Source organism: Bdellovibrio bacteriovorus (assembly GCF_041888015.1).
GTDB lineage: Bacteria > Bdellovibrionota > Bdellovibrionia > Bdellovibrionales > Bdellovibrionaceae > Bdellovibrio.
On sequence record NZ_CP168968.1, the window covers coordinates 3,730,075 to 3,754,942 of the forward strand.

19 protein-coding genes are annotated in these 24,868 nt (G+C 49.0%); 7 read left to right on the forward strand and 12 right to left on the reverse strand.

Features of this window, described 5'->3' with window-relative positions:
* Positions 1-124 precede the first annotated feature (124 nt).
* From ACES2G_RS17830 to ACES2G_RS17840, 3 genes are read left to right on the forward strand one after another with little or no spacing between them, the layout of a single operon-like run.
* Positions 125-2,659, forward strand: a complete 2,535-nt coding sequence (locus ACES2G_RS17830; RefSeq protein WP_374000920.1) for a hypothetical protein — start codon at positions 125-127, stop codon at positions 2,657-2,659.
* Positions 2,660-3,160 carry a prepilin-type N-terminal cleavage/methylation domain-containing protein gene (locus tag ACES2G_RS17835; protein WP_347355721.1) on the forward strand — a complete coding sequence of 167 codons (501 nt, stop codon included), beginning with the start codon at positions 2,660-2,662 and terminating at the stop codon, positions 3,158-3,160.
* On the forward strand, positions 3,157-4,236 hold the full coding sequence (locus ACES2G_RS17840) for a type II secretion system protein J (RefSeq protein WP_374000921.1): 1,080 nt from the start codon (positions 3,157-3,159) through the stop codon (positions 4,234-4,236). Before ACES2G_RS17835 ends, ACES2G_RS17840 begins: the two co-directional genes overlap by 4 nt.
* A gap of 47 nt (positions 4,237-4,283) precedes the next feature.
* Here the strand turns inward: ACES2G_RS17840 and ACES2G_RS17845 are convergent, their stop codons facing one another.
* Positions 4,284-4,769, reverse strand: coding sequence for a hypothetical protein (locus ACES2G_RS17845; protein ID WP_347355717.1), 486 nt, complete (start codon positions 4,767-4,769; stop codon positions 4,284-4,286).
* Positions 4,770-5,060: 291 nt separating this feature from the next.
* Here ACES2G_RS17845 and ACES2G_RS17850 point away from each other — a divergent pair, with 291 nt between their 5' ends.
* Positions 5,061-6,263, forward strand: coding sequence for a patatin-like phospholipase family protein (locus tag ACES2G_RS17850; RefSeq protein WP_347355715.1), 1,203 nt, complete (start codon positions 5,061-5,063; stop codon positions 6,261-6,263).
* On the opposite strand, the gene ACES2G_RS17855 is transcribed toward ACES2G_RS17850, so the two are convergent.
* From ACES2G_RS17855 to ACES2G_RS17900, 10 genes are all read right to left on the reverse strand, one after another.
* Positions 6,264-8,204, reverse strand: a complete 1,941-nt coding sequence (locus ACES2G_RS17855) for a transglutaminaseTgpA domain-containing protein (protein WP_374000923.1) — start codon at positions 8,202-8,204, stop codon at positions 6,264-6,266.
* Positions 8,201-9,145: a DUF58 domain-containing protein gene (locus tag ACES2G_RS17860; protein WP_374000924.1), complete on the reverse strand. Its 945-nt coding sequence runs from the start codon at positions 9,143-9,145 to the stop codon at positions 8,201-8,203. The genes ACES2G_RS17855 and ACES2G_RS17860 overlap by 4 nt, the downstream gene beginning before the upstream one ends.
* Positions 9,081-9,995, reverse strand: a complete 915-nt coding sequence (locus ACES2G_RS17865; protein ID WP_374000925.1) for an AAA family ATPase — start codon at positions 9,993-9,995, stop codon at positions 9,081-9,083. The genes ACES2G_RS17860 and ACES2G_RS17865 overlap by 65 nt, the downstream gene beginning before the upstream one ends.
* 77 nt (positions 9,996-10,072) lie before the next feature.
* Positions 10,073-11,533, reverse strand: a complete 1,461-nt coding sequence (locus tag ACES2G_RS17870; protein WP_347355708.1) for an NADH-quinone oxidoreductase subunit N — start codon at positions 11,531-11,533, stop codon at positions 10,073-10,075.
* Positions 11,533-13,086, reverse strand: coding sequence for a NuoM family protein (locus ACES2G_RS17875; RefSeq protein ID WP_374000926.1), 1,554 nt, complete (start codon positions 13,084-13,086; stop codon positions 11,533-11,535). Before ACES2G_RS17875 ends, ACES2G_RS17870 begins: the two co-directional genes overlap by 1 nt.
* 3 nt (positions 13,087-13,089) lie before the next feature.
* Positions 13,090-15,003 carry an NADH-quinone oxidoreductase subunit L gene (gene nuoL / locus ACES2G_RS17880; RefSeq protein ID WP_374001917.1) on the reverse strand — a complete coding sequence of 638 codons (1,914 nt, stop codon included), beginning with the start codon at positions 15,001-15,003 and terminating at the stop codon, positions 13,090-13,092.
* 29 nt (positions 15,004-15,032) lie between these two features.
* A complete protein-coding gene (gene nuoK, locus ACES2G_RS17885; protein ID WP_347355704.1) occupies positions 15,033-15,356 on the reverse strand; it encodes an NADH-quinone oxidoreductase subunit NuoK in 324 nt (107 codons plus the stop codon).
* Positions 15,346-15,882: an NADH-quinone oxidoreductase subunit J gene (locus tag ACES2G_RS17890; RefSeq protein ID WP_347355702.1), complete on the reverse strand. Its 537-nt coding sequence runs from the start codon at positions 15,880-15,882 to the stop codon at positions 15,346-15,348. Before ACES2G_RS17890 ends, nuoK begins: the two co-directional genes overlap by 11 nt.
* Positions 15,883-15,891: 9 nt before the next feature.
* Positions 15,892-17,043, reverse strand: coding sequence for an NADH-quinone oxidoreductase subunit H (locus ACES2G_RS17895; protein WP_374000927.1), 1,152 nt, complete (start codon positions 17,041-17,043; stop codon positions 15,892-15,894).
* 9 nt (positions 17,044-17,052) lie between these two features.
* Positions 17,053-17,424 carry an NADH-quinone oxidoreductase subunit A gene (locus ACES2G_RS17900; RefSeq protein ID WP_262555174.1) on the reverse strand — a complete coding sequence of 124 codons (372 nt, stop codon included), beginning with the start codon at positions 17,422-17,424 and terminating at the stop codon, positions 17,053-17,055.
* Between the two features lie 120 nt (positions 17,425-17,544).
* Between ACES2G_RS17900 and mfd the strand changes: the two genes are divergently transcribed.
* A complete protein-coding gene (gene mfd, locus ACES2G_RS17905) occupies positions 17,545-21,066 on the forward strand; it encodes a transcription-repair coupling factor (protein WP_374000928.1) in 3,522 nt (1,173 codons plus the stop codon).
* Positions 21,067-21,130: 64 nt separating this feature from the next.
* A complete protein-coding gene (locus tag ACES2G_RS17910) occupies positions 21,131-22,378 on the forward strand; it encodes an RCC1 domain-containing protein (RefSeq protein ID WP_374000929.1) in 1,248 nt (415 codons plus the stop codon).
* On the opposite strand, the gene ACES2G_RS17915 is transcribed toward ACES2G_RS17910, so the two are convergent.
* On the reverse strand, positions 22,379-23,131 hold the full coding sequence (locus ACES2G_RS17915) for a hypothetical protein (RefSeq protein WP_347355695.1): 753 nt from the start codon (positions 23,129-23,131) through the stop codon (positions 22,379-22,381).
* An 87-nt stretch (positions 23,132-23,218) separates the two neighbouring features.
* Here ACES2G_RS17915 and ACES2G_RS17920 point away from each other — a divergent pair, with 87 nt between their 5' ends.
* Complete coding sequence (locus ACES2G_RS17920) at positions 23,219-24,847, forward strand: glycoside hydrolase family 3 protein (protein WP_374000930.1); 1,629 nt, start codon at positions 23,219-23,221, stop codon at positions 24,845-24,847.
* Positions 24,848-24,868: the final 21 nt, after the last annotated feature.

Consider the following 24,868-nt stretch of genomic DNA (forward strand, 5'->3'; position numbering starts at 1 on the left):
AGAGCTGGTGAAACAGCTCTCTTTTTTTGTTTCAAACCGAGACAGACACAACCTCTACTTTCGTCAGAGGTCCGTATCTCACTGTTAACTTGTTTGTATATAGGGAACAGTCTAAGATTGTTCCATGATATTTCACAATAAAGGCCAGAGCACACTGTTGTTTGTTACTGTCCTCTGCGCCATAGGCGTGATCTTTGTATTAAACTCCGCTGATATTCAGAAAAGAAACTACGAGTACAAAACAAAAGATCACGATCAGGTTCTATTAAACGAGGTGACGACTTCCGCGTTCGCAGTGATGGAGTCGGCGCTGGCCCGTCGTCTGTGGGAGCCGCCTCCGGACAACAGCTGCCTTAAGTCTGAATCCTTCAGTGTGGATGGCAAGCTTGAGGGCGGCATGACCTGGAATGTGACCGCCAAGTATAATTTCACCACAAAGAACTACGAACTGATTTCCGAAGGCCATTATCGAGATTTGAAGGCCGTTTATATCAAGCGCATCAAAGTGCTGGATGTGTCGGACTATCTGCTGTTCTCAGGATCTGACTCCACGCTGACTTTGCGTCGTTTATATAATGCTGATTTTCCAACAGCCCTGATTGCGCGTGATCGCCGAATTTACACCAAAGGTCCCATTCAGTTCGGAGGCAACATCAATCGCCCCAATCCCATGATGAACTGGAATGGTTCGCCAAGTATTTGGCCGGGTGAATACGGTACGATCATTCAAGGTGATCGGATTCAGTTTGGTGGGGGCATGCAATACATTCAGTATGTCATACCCAAACCCAATCCTGATCCCAGCAATATTGAAACTCTGCTGGCCCCCTTTGATAGCGCCCTCGACGAGCCCTACGACTACCGCAGTCAGTTTGGTGGGGGCTCCACGCTTATTACTCGCGACTACAACAAAGCCATGACGTTCAAACAGCAGGTCGTAAATTCCGCGCTGGGCCCACTCACCAAAGCCTCCATCCGCAGCGAAATTTATCCCATCGCACTGTTTGGGGGATCTCCGCCGCTCAAGTCCTGGGAGGCCTCTGACAGCGGGACCTATTTCAATGATGTCGATCGCTATTCGATCTTCAATTACGGCTATGCGGGCGAAAATCATTTTGGTATTCGCATCGATGCCACTTGTATTTCAAAAGCTGACTCTGATTCCACCAAGAAAGTCTGTTCCAACTCCGAACATTTCCCTCGCGGCTTTAAATCCTGGAGAAGAGATGCCGGACTCGACGGCACACTGTTCACGGCCGATGCTGAAGAAATCCCCTCACCCAAGCTCAATTGGGACAACATGGAAGCCCTGGAGGAAGATGCGCGCCAGTGTGGGCGTGTTATCGACAGCCCAACAAATCCATACACCGACTGTCCTATCTGGGATGTGAATTACTTAAATAGATACGCCAGCGGCAATACGACCTGCGAGCAGATTTCCAATATTGATCTCAACACCCTGACGCTGAACAATTTCAACGTCGCCCAGCTTACCAATTCCAGCCTCAAAGAGCGCCTGCTTCGTCGCGTAGTTTATACCAAAGTTCCAACTGAAATTCGCCAAACAACGGCGCAGGGTCTGATGTCTGGAATTGTTCCCACGAATCCAGCCCGAAAGAATCTGTCCTTATGGATCATCAGTGAAGACACGCTGGCCTTGCGTGGGTATCAGCAGGACAATACATCGCCCCTCAGTTCTGATCCCGGCCGATTGCGCGAAGTTTCCTTTAACCGGGATGCCACGGGTGGCGGACGCGAACCGATTCCTTTGGTCCTGCTTTCTCCGGAGCGGGTGCATCTGCTGAGCCCTCAGTATGTCCCGGCAAGCCCCACTTATATGAGCACTTATTGGCCTGTTGTGGGTGGTAAGATCCAGCCCGTATTGCACAATTACACTGACTATGTCCGACAGGAAAATGATGGATTCCGCTATGGCTATCGCAGCTATAAAATCGACAGCGTCAGTCTGATCACGAACGCCAATACTGATACGGCCAGTCCATTTATTTTGCGTGGTCTTTGGAGTGGACCAGACTCTACGGCCGATCAGTTTCCTTCAAATATGTGCATGGTCAGCATGGCCGGTTATAACTTGGAAGAAGTTCCCGGGCATAATCTTTACGCCACCGCAAAGATTCCGTCCTATATCACAATTCCGAATTCCCCAATTCCTCCTTTGAGTTCCAACTACTACAACGGAAGCACTTCTCAGTTCCCAACGTCCTACTACCCTGCCGTCTTTGCCCTGCAAAGGTCTGCGGGCATGGGTGCCCGCGAAGAGTCTGATGTCATCTACTCCGGCATTCGTATGTATACGGTTTTTGATTCCTTCGTGCCTCCAGGAAAAAAGAATCTGAACAATCCAACCCGCACCTTGGCGGACACACGCTCCAACGGCACCGCGCCTATTTCTTTGGAGCATAAGAATATCAGATGGAATACGGGGTTCTATTACCAGGACACCCCTGCCGGAACACTGTGCGTTCCCGGTAATTTCCATTCCCGCGAAGCGGCTTATATCGTCAATGGCATAAGAGAGTCCCAGCCCAGTGTGAATAACGGACGCTACATCTTTGTTCATACCGATCCTCCTATCGACTACCGCAATCTCGGCTCGATCATTGGGGTCGATCAACCTATCCTGGAGACACGAAATTAGATGAAACTTCATTTGAGCAATCAGGGTATGACACTTATTGAAGTCCTCGCGGCTTTGGCGATATCCATCGTCAGCGTGACGGTCTTGATGCAATTGACTCTGTCCAACCGTACTCACAAATCCGGCGTCGACCGCTCCATCGTTTTTAAAGAGGTTCTGACAAACAACGCCATTGAACTCAAAGGCGCCTCTGTCGATGACATCCCGGATCCGGGAAACTGCATCGTGCGAACCTATGACTTTCAAATTAATTTCAAAGATGAGATCAAAGTCAGCGGCCCACCTCCCGCCTGCGGAGTGGCTCTGCCTGGAAACAGCACCATTCAGGTTGTCTGGGAAGTCGAACCGGCCGCCAATATTCAGGCCGATTTCAGCTCAAGTGGTCTGAAGTTGCCGAAATATTCCAACAGCTTAAAAAAAGTAAACATCTATGTGCGCGGTTATCCCAATGGGACGGGGGGACAGTTGATTCAAAACCAAGTCACCCTGTTTAAGCGATGAAGAAAAATTCCGGCTTTTCCATTATGGAGCTTCTGTTAGCTGTCAGCCTCTCAACGATGGTGATTGGCATCGTCACCTATTTGATTCATAACTTCTTCTCTGAAACCAAAAGCATGGAAACCTGGTCTTCAGGACAACTTGAAATGTCCATGGCTTTAAAGACTATCGAAGGTGATATTCGCAACGTCATTCGCATGGACCCAGTGGAAAATCTGACCAGCAGCAGTTCGGTGGAATACTTCGGCATGACCTCACTGTCTCCGGGAATGGAGCCTTCGATTTGTTTGAATCAGGATGGTGCTTCTGTTATTCGCTATACCACCCTGGATCGTAAACAGCGTTCTGAGCGTGTGCTTCGCGCCTGGTCTGAAATGGCTGACGCCAATAAAACAGGCAATGCCCACGAACTTCGCCTGACCGCCGATGAAACCGAGGCCTCCATGTTTAACGCCAGCAAAATGCCGGTGGAAGTGGTTTTAGTGGATGCCGACAGGCGCTATCTAAGGCGTTACACCGTGGTGTCGAAAAGAATGAATCTTTCAAGCAATCTGGATCCGTATGATGACCTCCCAAAGACGGATTCCTTTGGCGCGCCTATTATATTTAAATTCGCATCGGCAATTTTAAGGACACCGGCCAATGTCGGTGGGAGCGCCATTATTTCCAAAACGGCAGTCTTTATCACCGGAACCGAGGTTTATTCATCTCGCACGTATTCTCTTTGTCTGCGTAAATCAGATCGCAGTCTGATCAGGTATGATGAAAACACCCGGGAAGAAACCGTTTTACTGCAAAACCCCCATGTGGACTTTACGATCGAATCCTTCCGTGTCGGTTATATGGCCACCCGAGCGGGCCTGCGTGTGGAACCAGCAAGCTTCCTGCCCGAGATGTTAAATCTTCCGAATTTGGAATGTATTAATACGGTGATGTTCACTTTGAATTTGAATGCTTCAGACAGTTTGTTGAAAAGGAATCAATCCCAAGCCGTGGGTGAGCTGAAAACCCAGATCATGAGGCAAAGAACGGTTTATTCCCAGAACCTGAGCATTAAGCGGCCACTCAGCTGCCAGTAATTAAGGCCTTTTGAAAAAGAAAAAGGGCTGATTTCTCAGCCCTTTTTTTATTGTTTAAAACCTTTAAGACGGTCGTTTTCGGATTCCAACACCCGAACCAGCGTTTTCAGGTCTGTCACCTCTTCCTTCAAGTGGAGGATTTGCTCCTCTTTTTCTTGAAGGATTTGGGTATAAGCCTTCTTCAGCTCGTTGAGCAGTTTGTTGGCAGCCGTTAAGATGGGTTCGTCTTTGTTCACTTTCACCATCTTATCGGTCAGGTCCGCGGTCTTAACTTCGTCCTTTGAAGTGGCCATTTCATAACCTTTCATCATTCCTTGATGAGCACCCACCAAAGCAAGGTCGCTTTCTAGGGAGGGGCGATGTACTCTTTGATGGGTACCCATCGGTTCGTCCATGATGAAGTACTTGCCGTCTTCAAATCGGAACTTAATGTCGTCAGCTTTGATTCTACGGCGGAGTGTACTCACACTAATTTTGTACTTAGTGGAATAGTCCGTTAGCGGTAACCAAGAACCATAGGTCTCGACGTTCATTATTTCCTCATACTTTCTACTTCGGTGGCGCCGAAGCTTCAGTAGCTCGCCTTTGGGAGAGGTGGTCCCCTTACTCAGCTTGCGTAGTCAACGTTATCACAGGACTTAAGCCTGTCAAATTTTGTGTGAACACTTATCCAAATTCAACTAAATTCAGGACTTTGATCTGGCTAGCCAATGCCTATTCACTGGACCAAAGTCTGATTACGCATCCCTAAGTCATGGATTTCTGGTGATATAAAAGAATTCTTTGCTGAAATCAACCGAAGGTCCGATAATTTAAAAAGTAATATGCGTATCAGAGATAAAAAGAAAGTGGCCCTAGTTTTAAGTGGAGGAGGCATCAAAGCCGCCGCCTTTCATATTGGGGTTTGCTTAGCCCTTCAAGAAAAGGGATTCAAATTTGCCGGCGGAACCAAAGAGATGGTGCGTCAGAATTTCGGGGATAACGACCCGATGACGATCCGTCTTTATGTTGGCTCCAGTGCGGGGGCCTTCGTGGCATCCGTTTTAGCTGCTGGCTATCCAGTTGAATCCTTGATCAATGCTTTCCAAGTGGGCTCCGGATCAGAGCCGACATTTGAAAAGTCGGATCTTCGTTATCTTAAGCCGATTTCTTATCGCAGCCTGTTCAACCTGAACTCGGGAAGTCTTTTGAAGTTCATCCCCCGTTCGTTGATGGAAAAGGCCCTGGTCACCGGGGGCTTTGAATCGCTTTTGAAAAACGGTCTGAAGTTGAACGGTCTGTTCTCAACCAAAGGTATCGAGAACTACTTGCGTAAAGAAGTTCTGGTCGATAACGACTTTGCCCGTTTGGGGGTTGAACTTTTCATTATCGGAACTCAACTGAACCACACCCGCAAAGCCATCTTTGGTAACTTCCCGGAATCTTTTAAAACCGAGACCACCAAGTATATCAATTATGCCACCATCAGTGACGCGGTCGCGTGCTCAACAGCGCTTCCTCCGGTTTTTGCTCCATATGGAATCAAACGTCCGGACGGAAAAGAGATTCACTATTATGACGGCGAGATTCGTGACACCCTGTCCACGCATGTGGCGGCGGACTATGGCGCAGATCTGGTGATTTCCTCATACTCCATTCAGCCCTATCACTACACCAAAGAGATGGGCTCTTTGCATGACTACGGAATTCCTCTGATTGCCAATCAGGCTCTTTACCAAGTCGTACAGCAGAAAATCACCCGCCATATTCAGTATAAAAACGATATTCGCGGTATCTACAATGCTGTGGATGGTTACTTCAAACAACAGAACTTGCCGGGCGAACACAGGGACAAAATCCTTGAAATCATTCGTAATCGTGTGAACTATCGACCGGAAGTGGATTACATCTATGTGGCCCCACGTCCCCAGAACTATGAGATGTTCTTTGTGGACCACTTCAGTTTGAATCCGGAAATCCTGGCGCGCATCGTGCGTATCGGATTCAAATCCGGCATCAATGCCCTTCGCCAGTACGACTTTAAGTAATTAACTACTTTTTTCGACGGCTTTTTTCCACTGAGTCAGCAGTTGCTGACTTGGGAACTTCGCCTCGGTCCCGGCATAGGCCTTTTGATCAATGAACTGGCCAATATCCAGAAGAGCTTCCCGTTGTTGGGGATATTCATCAGCCAGTCGGGCCAGATAATGGAGTGGTGTTTCCCCGCTTTCCTGGGGCTGACTCTTCTTCTCGGCCCATTTCTGCACCGCCAGAAACAGAACTCGCTCTTCACTCACTAAGCCTTTCGTCCTGAAAAGACTGCGGAAAAGTAAAACTCCCAGAACACCCACAAAGAGCAGTCCTAAGATCAGTTGTATCTTCATATCCGCCAAAGACTGCCAGAAATTCTTCTGAGAGCTACGATCGAAATCCACCAGGAAATAGGTCCATCGGTAATTCAAATCATCCATCAAGAACTCCGCACGATCCCACAAAGTGATTCCGGAATCCTTTGAAGGGCGCCATTCCACATTCCTGGCAAAGACCTTTTGATCTTCTTCCGACAAATTGAAGAAATCTTCCGCCCCAATCACCAAACGCAGTGGCGCCACCCACGCAGTCGGGTCAACTCGTTGCCAGACCCCGTGATGGAATATTTCCACCCAGGCATGCGCGTCCCTTTGTGTGACCCTCCAGAAATCTCCCATCGGATTATACCGTCCGCCTTGATAACCCACGACGACCCGGGATGGAATCCCCAAAGATCTCGCCAAGGTCGCATAAGCTCCAGCGAAATGTTCACAGAAGCCCCGCTTTCTATAAAACAAAAAAGCTTCTAGATCATTGGGTCCGCCATACACACCCGGATTCAGGCTGTAGGTAAAATCATTCTTTGCAAAAAGTTCCTGCAAAGCCAGAAGGCGTGCTTCAGCTCCGGCAGATGTGTTTTTTGTCTGCTCGACCCACTCCAACACCCGACCTCGCAGTTCCGGTGTGCGCAGATAGTCTTCATCGGGAGCCAAGGCGTCTTTCTTATTTTCGCTCCATTTGGCGCGATAAACGGTTGTGGTCATGATCGGGCGAGCGCTTCGATAGATGTCACCGTTCAAGGACATCGTTCGCCCTTGTTCCAGTTGCACTTCGCTGGTTCCATCCAAAACGAACAAATAGGTGTTTGAGTGCGGCTCCAGCGCAATTTCGTAGAATTTCCCGTCAGATGTTTCCGCTTTCTGCTCTGATGCTCGCAACCCCAAGGCCCCCGGTCGCCAGCTCAAGCCCCGGGAATATGGCAGAACGGATCCTCTCCAGTAAAGATTTTCTCCGTTTTTGATTCCCGTTTCAGAAAGCTTGGCTCTAAAAACCATGGTGGAAACACCGGCAAGCTCGGCCACATTTCCAGGATTGAGTTCTTCGCTAAAACCAATTTGTCCTGTGTTGCTACCACGAGACATCGCCCAGGGCAGAACCACACGAGGAAAAGCAAAGAACATAAGAACCGCCGCCGGAGCTGACAGGGCGAAAACCTTCAGAAGTACTTTTCCTTTCTGCGGAAGATCACTTGGAAGAAGTGAGTACCACAATCCCGCAAAGGCCAACGCCGAGGGAATGATCCAATAGATGTCGAGACTGAAAAGAGCTTTCACGGAGACAAGGACAAAACCCAAAAGAACCAAAAAGCGATGATCCCGCTCATTGCGATAGTCCATCACCCGCAAACCCGAAAGGCCTAATAAAAAAGTATAAGAAGGTTCTTGTCCGATAAAAGTACGGAACTGCAAAAGGATTTGCACCAATAGCGCAATACTTAGAATCCCCGTCACTTTTTTTGATAGGGACTTCCATTTTAAGTTCTCCACTCCCCATTTCCAGATCAAAAGGCCGACAGAAAAAAATGCAATCCACGGAGACACTTCAATACCAACCATCACCATTGCAGTGACAAAGGAAAAGGCCAGGGCTTTTTGGGTAAAGAATTTTCTGTCTGTCATAACAAGGCCTTTGCCTGAAGAAGGGCCAGAGCCTTCAAGCATTCATGACGATGAGGGGTTCCGGAGTTTTTTCCAATCTCCTGAGATCCTAAAGTCAGTGAGTAGGCATAGCCTTGTCTTGCCGCCAGATCGATCCACAGACAAAGCTGTGAAATGCGGCTTTCGGCGTCCTCCAAGTAAGAGGTCTGATCCCAGGAAAAATGCAGGGCTGGCTTTTCCGGCTCTTCATAGTTCTTCACCAATAGCTCCTGCCGACGGGCACTGGCGCGCCAGTCGATACGACTTAAGGGATCTGCACTTTGAAAGGATCTGTGATCTCTGAATAGTCCCGACTGCTGTGCACCTTCGCCAGAAACAGAATCCACAGGGAATTCCACATCCCCTTTTCTTTGCGGGAATACCAGAATCTTTTCATCCGCCACCGCATACTTCCACGCGCGCAAAAGTCCAAAGGGATAAGCACTCTGCAAAGTGATTCTTGGCAGAGATATATAGCCACGTATCGGCGGAATGAATTTCAAAGAAAGACTTTCTTGAGATTTGGGTGCTAAAGATATTCGAGGTGTTGTCTCGCGGCTTTTTGCGAAAACGGCCTCCACTTCCCAGGCGGGAATATCTGTGGGATTTTCCAAATCAATGCGCACACTTCCTTCTTCATTTGCAAAAAGATCCGGAGCTTCAATTCCATCCGCGCGCACAACGTCCATGTTCTTGTTGGTCAGAAGAATTCCTGTCAACGCGACAGAGATCAGGAAGAACACAAAAATGTAAATCAGGTTGTTGGCGTAACCAACGGCAAGAAAGAACAGCACCAGAGCCATAGCTCCGAAGGCCACGCCAAAACGCGATGGCATGATGTAAGTTCTTTTCTTCTTTTTAAACAGGGACCGCAGTGGCTTTCTGAAGCGCGAGCGCCCATTCACGGCCTCGTTTGATGCCATGGTTGCCTCCCAGTCTGTGTCCTAGTACGGGAACCAGAACTTGTTGCACATCATCCGGACGAACATAGTCACGGCCTTCCAGAAAGGCCCAGGCCTTCGCAGCCCGCACCAGCGCCATGCCTGCGCGAGTGGAAAGTGGCGCACCGTCAAAGCCCGCTCGGCGCGATCTTTCAAGAATATCCGCAATATAGTTCGCCACCGCCGGAGCCACTTTCACCGCTTGTACTTGTTGCAGAGCCTGTTCAATTTCCCCTTCGCCGAAAAGGGATTGGATTTTAGTTAAAAGTCCGCGGGGATCCTCCCCTTGCAGCAGACGCACTTCTGTTTCCTTCGAAGCATGATGCAATTCCAAGCTCATCAAGAAACGATCCAACTGACTTTCTGGAAGCGGGAATGTGCCTGTATGTTGATGCGGATTTTGGGTCGCAATAACATAGAACGGTTTTGGCAACGGCCAGTTAGTTCCGTCTACGGAAACTTCGCCTTCTTCCATCGCCTGCAATAGGGCGCTTTGGGTGCGGGGACTGGCGCGATTCAGTTCATCGGCCATCACCATCTGTGAAAACAAGGGGCCGGGATGAAAGACAAATTTTTGTTCTTGGGGATGAAACACCTGGCCACCAATGGCATCAGCCGGAAGCAGATCGATGGTGAATTGAATACGACGGGTTTTTAATCCCGTGAGCTTTCCAAGAACTTGCACCAAAGTGGTTTTACCCACGCCCGGCAGATCTTCGATCAGCAGATGTCCACCTGCCAAAAGGCACGTCATCGCCAGACGAATTTCCACGTTTTTATCCAAGACAACTTTCGAGGCTTCAGAGATAAGTTCATGAAACTTTTTATTCATAGGTAGATAGAATAAAGGCAAAAAAAAGCCCCGGCATCACCGGGGCTCTTATTGAAGTTTCTTTCAGGTCGAAGGTCCTACAAAAGACTTTTTTCGACAGCAGAGAAAATGGGACCAGATACAAAGCCCATCAAAATAATGGCAACAGCCATAACAACCGCCGTGACAGTTGTTGCGTTCAAAGAGTGACCAGCAATCTCTGCGTCGCCCTCTTTCATGTACATCACTACGATCGGACGCAAGTAGTAGTAAACACCGATCACGGAGTTCAAAACACCCCATACCGCCAACCACAACAAACCTTCACCGATAGCTGCATTGAACAGATAGAATTTACCGAAGAAGCCCAGTGTTGGCGGAATCCCCGCCAAAGACAGCAGGAATACAGTCAAACAAAGCGCCAGAAGAGGTCTTTGTTTTGCGAAACCCGCCAGATCATCCACGTTCACGATGTGATTTTCAGACTTTTCGATCATGCTTGCGATTGCAAAAGCACCCAGCGTCATCAGCCCGTAAGCCAACAAATAGAAGATCACACCAGAAGCACCAAATGCCCCATTGTCACTAACACCCGCTGTGATAACACCCACCAAAAGATAGCCAGAGTGAGCCACAGAGGAATACGCGATCATGCGTTTGAAGTTGTTCTGAAGAATCGCCGCCGTGTTACCGACGATCATCGTGATCACTGCCAGCCATTGAAGGATATCAAAAAGCTGATCAGAACCCGTCAAAGACTTCGTTGCGATGATACGCAAGAAAGCTGCGAAGGACACTGTTTTCACCGCAGTCGCCATGAAGGCTGTGTGCGGAGTCGGAGCACCCTGGTAAACGTCCGGAGTCCAAGCATGGAATGGAGCGATGGAAACCTTGAAGCAGAAACCCAAGATCACAAAAGTCACACCAAACAGGAACAGACGGCTTGTTTGCACAAGCTCAGCCGCATTTTCCATGAAGCTCAGAATGTTTGTGCCACCAGTAGAACCGAAGATGAAGGCCACACCGTACAGGAACAATGCCGAAGCAAAAGAACCCAGGATGAAGTATTTCAAAGCCGCTTCCTTAGAAAGCTTCTCTTCGTGGCTCATCGCAATCATCAGGTAAAGTGCCAAAGACATCATTTCCAGACCGATGAAGACCATCAAAAGATCCACAGCAGAAACCAGGATCAACATACCAATCGCAGAACTCATCGCCAGGAAGATCAATTCAGAGAACTGCTTTCCTTTTGTCGCTGGATTTTCATACATCATCACCATTGCCGCCGCAGCACCTGCCAATGCGATGATACCCATCCACTGAGTCACACCATCAAAGATCAGGCCGTTGTTGAAGGCTGTTTTGTCTGCGCCACCAAAAACGACCAAAAGAACCACCGCGGCTACAATCCCAATCAACGCTTGAGAAAGCGTGATCAAAGAGTGTTGTTCGCGGTTACCACGAAGAACCTTCGTGGTGATTGGCAGCAAGCTTGCCAAGAACAAAGCGATCATCGGAGAGATCAGAAGAATGTCGCTAAGACCGATATTGATATTCATTAGTTTTCTCCTTGCGCGTGAGTCACTTCAACGGCGCCGGGCTGAACAATCGTCAGATTATAGTTACTTCTGTTGTTCACCAGATAGTCGATGCTGGCTTTGGAATAGTTCAGGAAATGATTCGGGAACAAACCCATCCAGAACACCATGATCACCAATGGAACCAGAACTGTAATTTCACGCGCATTCAGATCATGCAGTGGGTGGTGCTCGTCTTTAACAAGCTCCCCTTGCTCTCCGAAGAAGACACGTTTAAACATCCACAACATGTAAACCGCACCCAGAACCACACCGGAAACTGCGAAGTAAGCAAATACCGGATGTGCCTGATAAGTTCCAAGAAGGATGAAGAACTCACCAACGAAACCGTTCGTCATTGGAACCGCGATGGAAGAAAGAGTGATGATAAAGAAGAAGATCGTGAAGAGCGGAAGAACACCCGCCAAACCGCCGTATTTGGAAATTTCACGAGAGTGCGTTCTTTCGTAGATCATACCAATCAGGATGAACAGAGCGCCGGTAGAGATACCGTGATTTAGCATCTGATACAGACCACCACCCATGCCGTACGCGTTGAACGCGAACAGACCCAAAAGGATGTAACCCATGTGGGATACGGAAGAATAAGCCACCAGTTTTTTCACGTCCGGCTGAACCATCGCAACCAAAGCACCATAGATGATACCCACAACACCGATCAGCATGAACAACCAAGCCCAGTATTCAGAAGCCTCTGGGAAAAGAGGAATCACCCAGCGCATGAAACCGTAAGTACCCATTTTCAGCATTACGCCAGCCAGGATCACAGAACCTGGAGTCGGAGCTTCAACGTGGGCATCAGGCAACCAAGTGTGCAAAGGGAAGACCGGAACCTTGATCGCAAAAGCCAGGGCAAATGCAAAGAACAACAAAGTCTGAAGGCTGAAGAACGTGCCGCCCACAAACGGGATCTGAAGTTTGTAGAACTCCAGAAGACTTGCACTCATCTGACCGGTAGCTTCCTGAGTCAGGTACATCATATAGATGATCGCTACCAGCATCAAAACAGAGCCCGCCATCGTGTAGATGAAGAACTTCACTGTTGCGTAGATACGGCGTGCCCCACCCCAGATACCTACCATGAAGTACATTGGAACCAGAGAAAGCTCCCAGAACACATAGAAGAAGATCGCATCCATTGCCAGGAAAGTACCCAGCATCGCCGTTTGCAGGATGAACAAGCAAACGTGGAAGCCTTTTACGCGTTCAGTGATGGATGTCCAGCTAGCTAGAATGATGATCGGAGTCAGGAACGTTGTCAGAAGAACCAGCCACAAAGAGATCCCGTCGATCCCCATGAAGTACTGAATACCGAAGCGTTCAATCCAAGTGAACTTTTCCACCAGTTGCAAGCCAGTCGCCGAAGCGTCGAAGTGCTTAAAGATAGAAAGGCTGACCAGGAACTCGATCAAAGAAAAGCCCAGGGCCAAGTGGCGAATTGTGTTCGCCTTCGGCCAAATCGCGATCAGAAGCGCGAACAAAAGAGGTAGAAAAACAATGCTACTTAGGATCATACATTACCTCATGATCACAAATGAAAGAGCCACAACCACACCGATGCCGATATACATCGCGTACTGCTGCATATTTCCAGTTTGAACAGAGCGAGCAAAAGAACCCATGCCACGCACAAGGTCTCCAGCCCAGAAGGTCATTTTATCGATGAAGTTCACATCAATATAATACCAGGTGTTCTTACTTAGGTTTATCAAAGGATTAATGATTCCGCCGAAGTACGCCTCGTCCACAAAGTATTTGTTGTAAACAAGGTTGTACACGGGCTTGATGCTTTCCGCGATTTTCTTCGGAGTCTCCGGAGACTTCACGTAGAACTGATAAGCCACGATCGCAGAAACAGTCGCAAGACCCACGGAACAACCCATCAGAATCCATTCAGTTGTGTGATCAAGTGCTGTCCAGCCAGGAATCGGAGAAATCATCGGATGCAGCCAGTGTTCCCAGAAGTTTGGCATGTGACCCAGATGCTCGCCAATTGCGTGAGGCACACCAATCCAACCCGCGAACACTGAAAGGATCGCCAGGATGATCAATGGAATCGTCATGATCGCAGAAGATTCATGCGGGTGAACATCAGAGGAAACACGGCTCTTACCCCAGAACGTCAAAGCCATCAAACGAGTCATATAGAACGCCGTCAAAGTGGCACCGACAACACCCGCCGCCCAAAGGATCGGAGAACCCATTGGAGAATGGAAAGCGTAAGCCAGGATTTCATCCTTAGAGAAAAAACCCGAGAACAGCGGAGTTCCGATGATCGCGAGCCAGCCCATCACGAAAGTGATATGAGTGATTGGCATGTACTTTCTCAAACCACCCATTTTACGGATGTCTTGTTCTTCATGCATTCCGTGGATCACAGAACCAGAACCCAGGAACATCAGGGCTTTGAAGAAGGCGTGAGTCATCAAGTGGAACATCGCTGCTCCGAACGCACCCACACCGACTGCCAGGAACATATAACCCAACTGAGACACAGTGGAATAAGCCAGAACCTTTTTGATATCGTTTTGAGTGATACCGATCGTTGCCGCAAAAACCGCTGTCGCCGCGCCGATGATCGCAATAACCATCATCGTGTTCGGAGCCATGATAAATAGAGGATTCAGACGAACGATCATGTACACACCGGCAGTCACCATCGTCGCCGCGTGGATCAACGCGGACACTGGTGTAGGACCGGCCATCGCGTCTGGAAGCCAGACATACAATGGAATCTGTGCGGATTTACCAGTCGCGCCGATGAACAGGAACATTGTCCCCAAGGTCAAAGCCCCCAACCAGGAGGATTCAACCACTGTCGGAGCCAACGCATTCAACTCAGAGAAGTTCAAAGTTCCGAATGTGATGAACAGAACGAACATACCCAGCAAGAACGCCGCATCCCCGATACGATTGGTGATGAAGGCTTTCATGCCCGCTGCCGCTTTTTCTTTGTCCGTGAACCAGAAACCGATCAACAGGTAAGAACAAAGACCCACGCCTTCCCAACCCACGAACATCACAAGCAAGCTGTCACCCAAAACAAGCAACAACATATTGAAGATGAACAGATTCAGGTAAGCAAAGTATTTTGCCACACCCTTGTCGTGGTGCATGTAACCGATAGAGAACAAGTGGATCAGTGTACCGACACCTGTGATCACCAGGATCATGATGGCGCTGATCTGATCGACTACGAAGCCCGCATTGACTTTGAACTTATCAATCGCCATCCACTCAAAGAAGCTCACCGCAATACGGCGGCCTTCTGCTGGCATGGAGATAAGATCCACAACCAGAAGAATTGCAGAGATAAAGGAGATCGCCACAGCCACCGTCGCGATAGAGCCCGCCACGTTGCCGGAGTGTTTTTTATATCTGGCACCGTTGATCAGGAAACCAACAAAAGGAGCCAGAATCAGGATTGCCATTAAAAGAGAATGATTCACAGCTGTCTCCCTTAACCTTTCAAGTGCTCAAAGAAGCGGATATTCACTTCGTTGAATCGTTTAAAGATGGACACTGCCAGCGCCAGACCCACAGCCGCTTCCGCCGCTGCAATCGTCATAACGAAGAAGACCATGATATGACCATCCAAAATGCCCAGGTATTTACTGAACGCGATGAATGTCAGATTCACAGAGTTCAGCATCAACTCGATAGACATCAAAAGAACGATCACGTTACGGCGAAGAAGAACCCCTGCCATACCGATAACGAACAACAATGCTGCCAGAACCAAATAGTGTGTCAGACCGATATTTGTAATGAACTCAGTGTTCATGTGTTCCACCTTTACTGCGTGCCAAAGCGACAGCACCTACTGCGATTACCAAAAGAAGCACACCCAAAGCTTCGAAACCGAAGATATATTTGGTGAACAAAATGTTACCCAAAACTTTGGTTGTTTCCATGCCCGTGCCCACCAGCACCGGATTGTCCGTGGTTTTTTCACCCATCAAGCTGACAGACATAGCGATCGCGCCCACAACAAGTCCTGCCAACAAGCCCACAGAGGCAATCTTAACAGCCCCCGTGAATTTCCCTTTGGTGAATGCTTGAACGTCTTTTTTCAAGTCGAAGAGCATGATCACCATCGTAAACAGAACCATGACCGCGCCGGCATAAACGATCAACTGAACACCCGCGATAAAGAAGGCGTTTAAGGTCACGAACAAGGCAGAGATACCCACCATGGTCATTGCCAGGCACAGAGCTGAATAGATCGGATTGGACATCAAAATGACACTAAGGCCAGAGGCCAGAGTGACAAACGCTAAGAACCAAAAAAGAAATGCATCTGCTGTCATTTTAACTCCTTACAAAGATGCGATGAAGATCACAAAGGCTGTGATAATGGTGTTAGCCAAAGCCCAAGGAAGCATCGTCTTCCAGCCCAGATCCATCAACTGATCGTAACGGAACCGAGGTAGCGTCCAACGAACCCAGATGAAGACCCACATAAAGAAAGCAAACTTGATGTTGAATGCCAGGAAGTGAATCAATGCCACCAGCGCGCTAGCCTTACCCGCCGTGGATGTCACGCCCGCAGCCCATTCATTCAGTTCTGCAATAGAAACAAACGGGATTGTGTAACCACCAAAGAAGAACAACACCATCAAGCCAGAAGCGATCATCATATGACCGTATTCCCCGATGAAGAACATGTTGAACTTGAAGCCGCCGTACTCAGTATGGAAACCACCCACCAGCTCGGACTCACCTTCGGCCAAATCGAATGGCAAACGGTTGGATTCAGCAAACGCCGCAGAGAAGAACAAGACGGCTCCCAGCGGTTGGTAGAAGATACCCCAGTTTGGCAACCAGTTTGCGGCGATGGAATGACCCAAGAACGTGAAGGACAACGGACCCTGTTGAGCCAATGTCATTTCCGTCAGATTGAATGTTCCATAAAGCATGATCACGCCGACAATGGAAAGACCCAAAGCCAGTTCGTAAGAGATCGTTTGAGCAGAAGCACGAAGCGCACCCATCAAAGTGTACTTGTTGCCAGAACCCCAGCCTGCCATCAACAATGTGTAGGCAGCCAAAGAGCTGACACCCAGGATGAAGACGATACCCACGCCGATTTCATAACCTTGAACCAGGAAAGTGTAAGGACCCCAAGTGGAGCCAAACATTTCAAAAGTTCCCACCTGAATCGGAGAGGACATTGGAATTGCCGAGAAAGCCACCGCCCCAGGAATCAACGCAAATACCGGCGCTGCATAGTACAGGAAGGTTTTTGCATTCTGAGGAACGAAGTTTTCTTTCGTCAAGAACTTCACGGCATCAGCAAGAAGCTGCATCAAACCCAAAGGACCAACTCGGTTCGGACCCAAGCGATCTTGAATGAATGCAGAACCACGACGTTCCAGCCAAACCAGAATCGGCACCATTTGAACCATCATCAGGAAGATGACGACCAACTTCAGGCCGTTCACGGTGATTTCAAAAATATCTTTACCCATTCCCATTGATTAGTCCCACTCCAAAGCTTTTGATTTAACTTCCCAGAAGAGCCCGAAGATGAAGATCGCGATGAACACCATCATCGAGATGAAGACGAAAGCGCCACCACCAGTCGAGATGAATTCACGGAATGAAATCGCCCAAGGGTACATGAAGATAATCTCGATATCGAAAAGAATGAAAAGGATCGCTGTTAGGTAGTACTTAACAGAAATCTTAGTCTCTTTCTTTTCGATCCCAGGAATACCGCACTCGTAGGGCTCGTACTTCACGGGGTTATAAACCGGTTTAGTTCCGGTGATATTGGCAGCAAGCCAAACTAAAAAAGCTCCAAAAAGAGCAATGAATATGACGATGAATATGACTCCACCGAGTGGCACTAGTCCCTCCAAAGTTGTCGTTATTATTTGGATTTCAATTAGTTATATATGTGTCGTCAGTGAAATCCAAGAAATATGAATGGAAACAAGGCGATAAGCGTGGCAAGATGAGCCCACCAAATGAAAGCCGAAATAACTCACACAAGGCTTGAAACCATCCTGGAAAGAGCCTTCGAAACAACTCGCGGAAAGATTCAAGTGACCGGAGCTGCGTCACCGCTTGCGCTTGCGTACTTCTTGTCACAAACATACTCTAAAAGAATCAACGGCTTGCCGCATCTTGTTGTGGTTGGCAGTCATCGCGATGCCGTGACTTTGCAGCAGCTTCTGGAGTTCTTTGACCCAAGTCGTCAAAGCCATATTCTGCCCGCTTTCGATGTTTCGCCGTATTCTGGTCTCTACCCCAACACTCAGGTGGTTTCTGATCGCATCCGCTTCCTGGCGAAAGCTCAGTCGGCCAAAGCTGGAGAAATATTCATATCCTCTTCTGACGCGCTGATGCAGAAGACCTTGCCGGTCAAGATCCTGAAGGATCTTTCGCGAACAGTGCGTGCGGGGGATGAACTTCCAGAAAATCTTTCCGAGTACTTCGGCTCTTTGGGGTATGTCGCTGCTCCGATGGTTGAAGACAAGGGGCAGTTTGCGGTGCGCGGGGGTATCGTGGATATCTATCCACCGACCGAGCCTCAACCCATCCGCATGGATCTGTTCGGTGATCAGGTTGAAAGCCTTCGCCATTTTACCATATCGGATCAGCGCAGCGCTGATGAGATTTCTTCTTTTGTTCTGACTCCGGCCCGCGAAGTAATTTTCCGTGATGAAACCCATGAACGACTGCTGCAGCGGGTGCGCACCTCTCTTGAGGGACGCAAAGTGGATAAGGCCGAAGCTGAGGAAACCCTGCGCTCTTTGGTTTTGAAGAATGCTTTTCCGGGAATTGAATTCCTGCTTCCCTATTTCTACGGCGAGCTGGCTAATCCTGTAGAACACTTCCCAGGGGCCCTCAACTTATGGTTCCTTGACCCTGTCGAAATCTCACGTTGCGCGGACGAAAGCTGGGCAGAGATCAAAGCCGACTATACAACCAGCGAGGCTCATGTCATTCGTCCATCGCTGAAAGATCTTTATACTGTTTTTGAGAGCGTCAACTATCCGCTGAATTCGCGGCAGATCTATTTTTCTTCATTGGAATACTTTGAAGAGGAAAACTCGGATGATTCTCGGGTGGAATATCGCACGGCCCTGACCCAGGACTTTACCAATCTGGGTCTTGCCAATGCGGTCGGTTCCGAACAATGGCTGCAGGCAGCAACCAACAAACTTCACCGCTGGCGTGACGAAGGTTATCGCATCTTCGTCAGCACCAAGAACCAATCTCACATTGATCGCCTGTCTTTGGTATTTGAAAAGCTGGAACTGAAGGCCGTTCGTACCAACAACGACGACTATCGCTGGGATTCCTGGCTGCAAGAGCAGGATCAGAATCATAGTTTGATCCATATCGTGCCCCGCTATCTGTCAGAAAGTTTGCGCCTTGAGGAAGAGCGTCTGATCTTCCTGCGTGATGAAGACTTCTATGGCAAAAAGCAGCGTTCGCGTGAAAGTACCGGAGCGGAAGACTTCCAGAAGCAAGCCAAGCGTCTGTCCTTTGGAGATTTAAAACCCGGCGATCTTGTTGTGCACGTCAAACACGGCATCGGTCAGTACGAAGGCCTCAAGATCATGAATATCGGCGGAGTCGAATCTGAATACATTCAGGTCGGCTACAAAGATAAAGATAAACTGTACCTGCCCGTCTATCGTGTGGGTCAGTTGCAGAAATTCTCGGGCGCCGGAGCCACCAGTATTTTAGACAAGCTGGGTGGCACTGCTTGGGAAAAAACCAAAGCCAAAGTTAAAGCACACGTTCGGGATATTGCCTCAGATCTTCTGCAACTTTACGCCAAGCGCGCAGAGATGCATCGACCTCCGTTTGCAATGAATGAAAATGAAGTGGCCTTGTTCGACAACGGCTTCCCCTATGAGGAAACCGATGATCAGCTTCGCGCTATCAACGATATTCGCCGTGATTTAAAATCCACGAAGCCCATGGATCGTCTGGTCTGTGGCGATGTGGGCTTTGGCAAGACTGAAGTGGCCATGCGCGCGGCCTTCTTTGCTATTCAGGCCCGCAAGCAGGTTGCTGTTCTGGCGCCAACAACCGTACTAACATTCCAGCACTTTGAAACTTTCAAAAAACGCTTTGAAGGCTGGCCTATTGATATTCGTGTTCTTAATCGTTTTGTTCCTCCGGCTGAAGCCAAAAAAACTTTGCAGGATCTTAAAGACGGAAAAGTCGATCTGATCGTAGGCACACACAAGTTGTTGGGTTCTGCGGTTGGATACAAAGATCTGGGTCTATTGATTATCGACGAAGAACAAAAGTTCGGCGTCACTCATAAAGAGAAAATCAAAAAAATAAAAACCAGCGTGGACACCCTGACTTTGTCCGCCACACCAATTCCACGCACGCTGAATATGGCCTTGGTGGGAATTCGCGATTTGAGTTTGATTAATACGGCTCCGGTGGACCGCCTGCCGACGCGCACCTTTGTGACTAAATTTGACGCTGAAACCATTCGCAAAGCGATCAGCGCAGAAATTTCCCGCGGCGGTCAGGTGTACTTTATCCACAATCGCATTGAATCCATTTACGGTCTGGTGGATGAAATTCGCCAAATTGTGCCCGAAGCCCGCATTCGTGTGGCGCACGGACAGATGGAAGAGCACGAACTGGAAAAAGCCATGCTCGCCTTCTTCCATCACGAAATCGACGTTCTGGTTTGCACCGCCATTGTGGAGTCAGGCATGGACGTGCCTCGCGCCAACACCATGTTTATTGATACCGCTCACCTATTCGGATTGTCACAGCTTTATCAATTGCGTGGACGTGTCGGCCGCAGCAAAACACGCGCCTATTGCTATCTGATGATGCCAAGAGATCGCAAGCTCGATAAAGAACAACAAGAGCGCCTGAAGATCATTCAGGAAAACACCGCCCTGGGCAGTGGTATTAAGATCGCACAATACGATTTGGAACTACGTGGCTCTGGAAATATCCTGGGTGATGAGCAATCCGGCCATATCAATACGGTCGGTTATGAGCTGTATATGGATCTTCTGAATGAAGCCCTGGCCGAAGCCAAGGGTGAATCTGTTGAAGACATGGACTTGGACCCGGAAATCAATCTGAAGATCCCGGCTCTAATTCCCGACTCTTATATCAAGGACATCCGCATTCGTCTTGGTTACTACAAAGCTCTGGCGGATATTTCATCCAACGAAGATTTGGACCGTATCGAAGAAGAGTTACGCGATCAGTTTGGCCCAATCCCGGATCAGACCGTGAATCTGATGGGACTTATGCTGATTCGTCGTCAGTGTAAAGAACTGGGAGTTCGTGATATCAGCGCCGGCTTGAAGTCCGTGTCCTTGATCTTCACCGAGAAAACAAAACTCAGTCCGGAAAAGGTCATTCAACTGGCCATCCGCGAAAGCAAGAAGTACTCGCTCACACCAGACAATCGCTTGAATATCAAGCTTGCCACAATCACTTGGTCTGCTGTGCACGATGAGCTCGATGCCTTGCTTCGTCTTATCTAGAGACGGACTTGTTTCTAAATGAGATGATTTTAGAAGTTCACGGATTATCCCGATAAGTTCTCACATGAACTTCCGATTTCTGTGCGTTTCTTTTATGGCAATGTCCATTGCTGTGCTTTGCACTGCGTGCAGTATCGACGCCAAACTTATTGTAAACGACAGCACCAGCTCCAATGAAAAACCCTACAACACCGCCCTGATCTCCAAGATCTCTGCAGGCGCCAACCATACGTGCTTGCTTAAGGCGGATGGGTCCATCTGGTGCTGGGGTGAAAACTCCTCAGGACAACTCGGCGACGGCGGCAACATCGATAGCACATCACCAGTAAAAGTGAACGATCCCGGCATCAGCTACGACAGCATTTCTGTCAGTGATAATTTTAGCTGTGGCCTCACCTCACATGGCGCCGTTCGCTGCTGGGGAAATAATGGAAGCGGTCAGCTTGGTAACGGACAGACAGCGGATTCTAATACTCCCGTTCAAGTGCAGGGATTGGATTCTGGGGTCATCTCCGTCTCTGCCTCCGGAGAAAAATGGGGCAATTATGGATATGCCTGTGCGCTTCTTTCAGATAAGACCATCAAGTGCTGGGGCCATCATCCAGCCAATATCGGCAATGGGACAACTTTCAGCTTAACCCCCGTGTCCTTTACCGGGCTCACTGGTGTCTTGCAAATCTCCACAGGTCGTGGTCATTCCTGTGCCCTTTTGGAATCAAAGAATGTCGTCTGTTGGGGCGGTAATGGCTCTGGGCAGCTGGGAGATGGCTCAGGAAATAACTCGGCGACGCCCGTGCAGGTGAGCGGACTTGGAAATGTAAAGAAAGTTCTCACCGCTTCCTCAGCATGGATGAACGATGGCTGCAGTTGCGCCCTGCTGGAAAGCGGAACAGTAAAATGCTGGGGCGCCAATCCATACGGAACCCTGGGAAACAACGACAACTCAGTGACATATTCACTAGTTCCAGTAGATGTTTTCGGTCTAACTGGCATTGAGGATCTTGCCTTAGGCTATGGAAACGATGCTAATGGCAACGGCACCGCTTGTGCCCTCCATAACAGTGGCGATCTCTTCTGCTGGGGATCGAACTCAACTGGCATGATCGGAAATGGCTCTTACGTTCCTACGTTCAAACCTCTTCAGGTAGGTAGTTTAGCAGGCCGTCAGATCGGTGTTGCTGCTGGCGAGGGGGGAGACAATGGAAGTGGACATGTCTGCGCGCTGAACAATCTTGGAAGTTACCGCTGTTGGGGTGCCAACTATGCCGGCCAGCTTGGCGATGGAACCACCAATGACCGAACGACTCCTTGATCAGAATTCAAATCGAAGACCGGCACCATAGGTGAAATCCGTTTCTGTATTCGGATCATCCGGCGCTTCAGTTTTGGCGTACTGAGTGGCGTACACATCCAGGAAAGTGTTTTCCAGTCCCCAGTTGAAGGTGGTTTCTTTGGCCGTATCATAGTCGATCCAATCCAGCTGGATCAAGAAGCCCAGGGTATAGTTGTAGCCCATCTGAGTCGTCGCCGAAAAAGAATCCGTCGCACTTTTTTCCGAGATGCCCATCTGCCATGCGCTGATTCCAAGATACGGAACCACATAGGGCTCGTTCACAATCATGTCCGCCATAAAGCGGAAAGCCGCACCGTACTTGCTGATTTCAAGACTTCGGGAGCCGTCTGCATCCACCTTTCCCATTCCATAGAAAAGACCTGCAGACACAGACCCTAAAGAGAAATTGAATTTGTAGTCGAGCCCCGCCTGAACCAGATTCACCGTGTCTTCGCCGAAGAGATCTTTGTAGGACATGCCATCCAATGTGGAAATGAAGTTCTTAAAATTGATCGCCTCATAGTCCATTCCAAAATAAACCCCGTGAGTTTCACGGCGCTCTTTGTAAGGTGCCAGGTTGTCTTGAGGGATTTGCACTTCCACCAGTGGCAGATCCTGCGGTGGCACTTCGACCAGATTATCTGTGACGACCTCTTGGGCCATAGCCGAAAAGCCAACAAAGACTGTTAGCAGGATACATACCTTTGATTTAAGACTTTGGTGCAATTTCATGCTGTCTCTCAAATCTCGCCTACCTTCGTTCAGGCACAGTGATAGTCTGAATATATGAGCAAGTATATCAGGGAAATCTTTAGGAATTTGAGCATTAGTCTTCTGATTCTTGTTTTTCCCCACCTTGTGCTAGCTGGTCCAGATAAGATCTCCAAAATTATTGATAAGAAAATTGCACAAATGACCCCCGAAGAAAAAGTCGGACAGCTTTTTATTGTGGGCTTTCCCTATACCGAAATCACTCCTGAGCTTGAGTCGTTTATCGAAAAACACAAGCCCGGCTCTTTCCTCTTGTTCAAACGCAATATCACCTCGGCCACTCAGATTCGCGATCTGAATTTGAATCTTTATAAAGCCAGCTACAAACACTCGAAGCTTCCGCCCTTTATAGCCATTGACCAGGAAGGCGGTGCGGTCTCTCGCCTGCCCATCACTCCAGCACCTCCAAATGCATTGGCCATTGGCCAAACTCAGTCCCCACTGCTGGCAGAAGAAATGGGTCATCAAACAGGCCTATTCTTGCGTGAAGTGGGTTTCAATATGAATCTGGCACCCGTGCTGGACGTCGTTGATCCCTATTCAACAAGTTTTATTGGTGTGCGCTCGTTTGGCTCTGACCCGGAGCTGGTTCGCGATATTGGAGTGGCTTATTCAAAAGGTCTGCTGAGGGCGCGCGTGATTCCCACGGCAAAACACTTCCCGGGCACAGGCAGCTTAAATCAAGACCCCCATGTCACCGTGGTTGAAAACAAAACCTCTCTGGACCTCTTTAAAAAACGGGATCTGGTGCCCTTCATTGGATATAGCAAGCTGGGGCAGAATATCGCAGTGATGATGTCACATCTGATCTATCCCGAACTTGATTCCAGTCGCGAGCCCGCCAGCTTCTCCAGTAAAATCGCCTCCAACCTTTTGCGCGACGACCTCAAATACCGTGGCCTGGTGATGACCGATGATTTGCAGATGCAAGGATCCAAACAAGTCCTGCGCCCTGAGGCTGCGGCTTTAAAGGCGTTAAAGTCAGGGTCTGACATCGTCATGCTGACCTGGTCCTTTTCTGATCAAGGAAAGGCCTTTGAATACGTCCTGGGGGCCCTGCAAAGCGGAGATCTGTCTGTTGATGATGTTGATAGCAAGCTTCGCCGAATTCTTCGCGTAAAGGCCTTTGCAAATGTTTATCGCAAGGACCCCAAGGCGCCCTCTCTTTTAAGTGGCAACAGCCTTACTTCCGCTGACTATGCAAGCATCGAAGACGAAGTTCTGTCCCAAAACTTAAAGACCAGCCTGATTCCACGCAGCCTTCCCCCGGCCAAGGCGCAAAGAAAGCCCGCCGCCGTTGAAAAAGTTTGTGCGGCGTCTCCCTCGACCGACTTTTTGAATTCCTTCTCGGCAGGAACGAAAATGCCGCTACTTCATTTGCAGACTCGTACGGGCTCGGGTGACATTTCATCATGGTCGAAGAAGTCCCACTGCACGGCTTTATTTGTTGGCGTCACTGGCCCCCGCACGGCCCGCCAGATTCGTGGGCTTTCCCCTGACGACAAGGCAAAGCTGATTGTTGTTAACCTGGGCGCGCCTCGTCTGTTCCCGCGCAGCCGCGGTTATCGTCAGGTCATTCAACTGTATTTCAATCATAAGGACGCGGGAAAAAAGATCGCCCAGTTCCGCGAAGAAATCCTGCAAAGCTCGCAAGGCACATTTGCACTAAAGAATTAGTTTTAGGGTTGGCAGATTCAC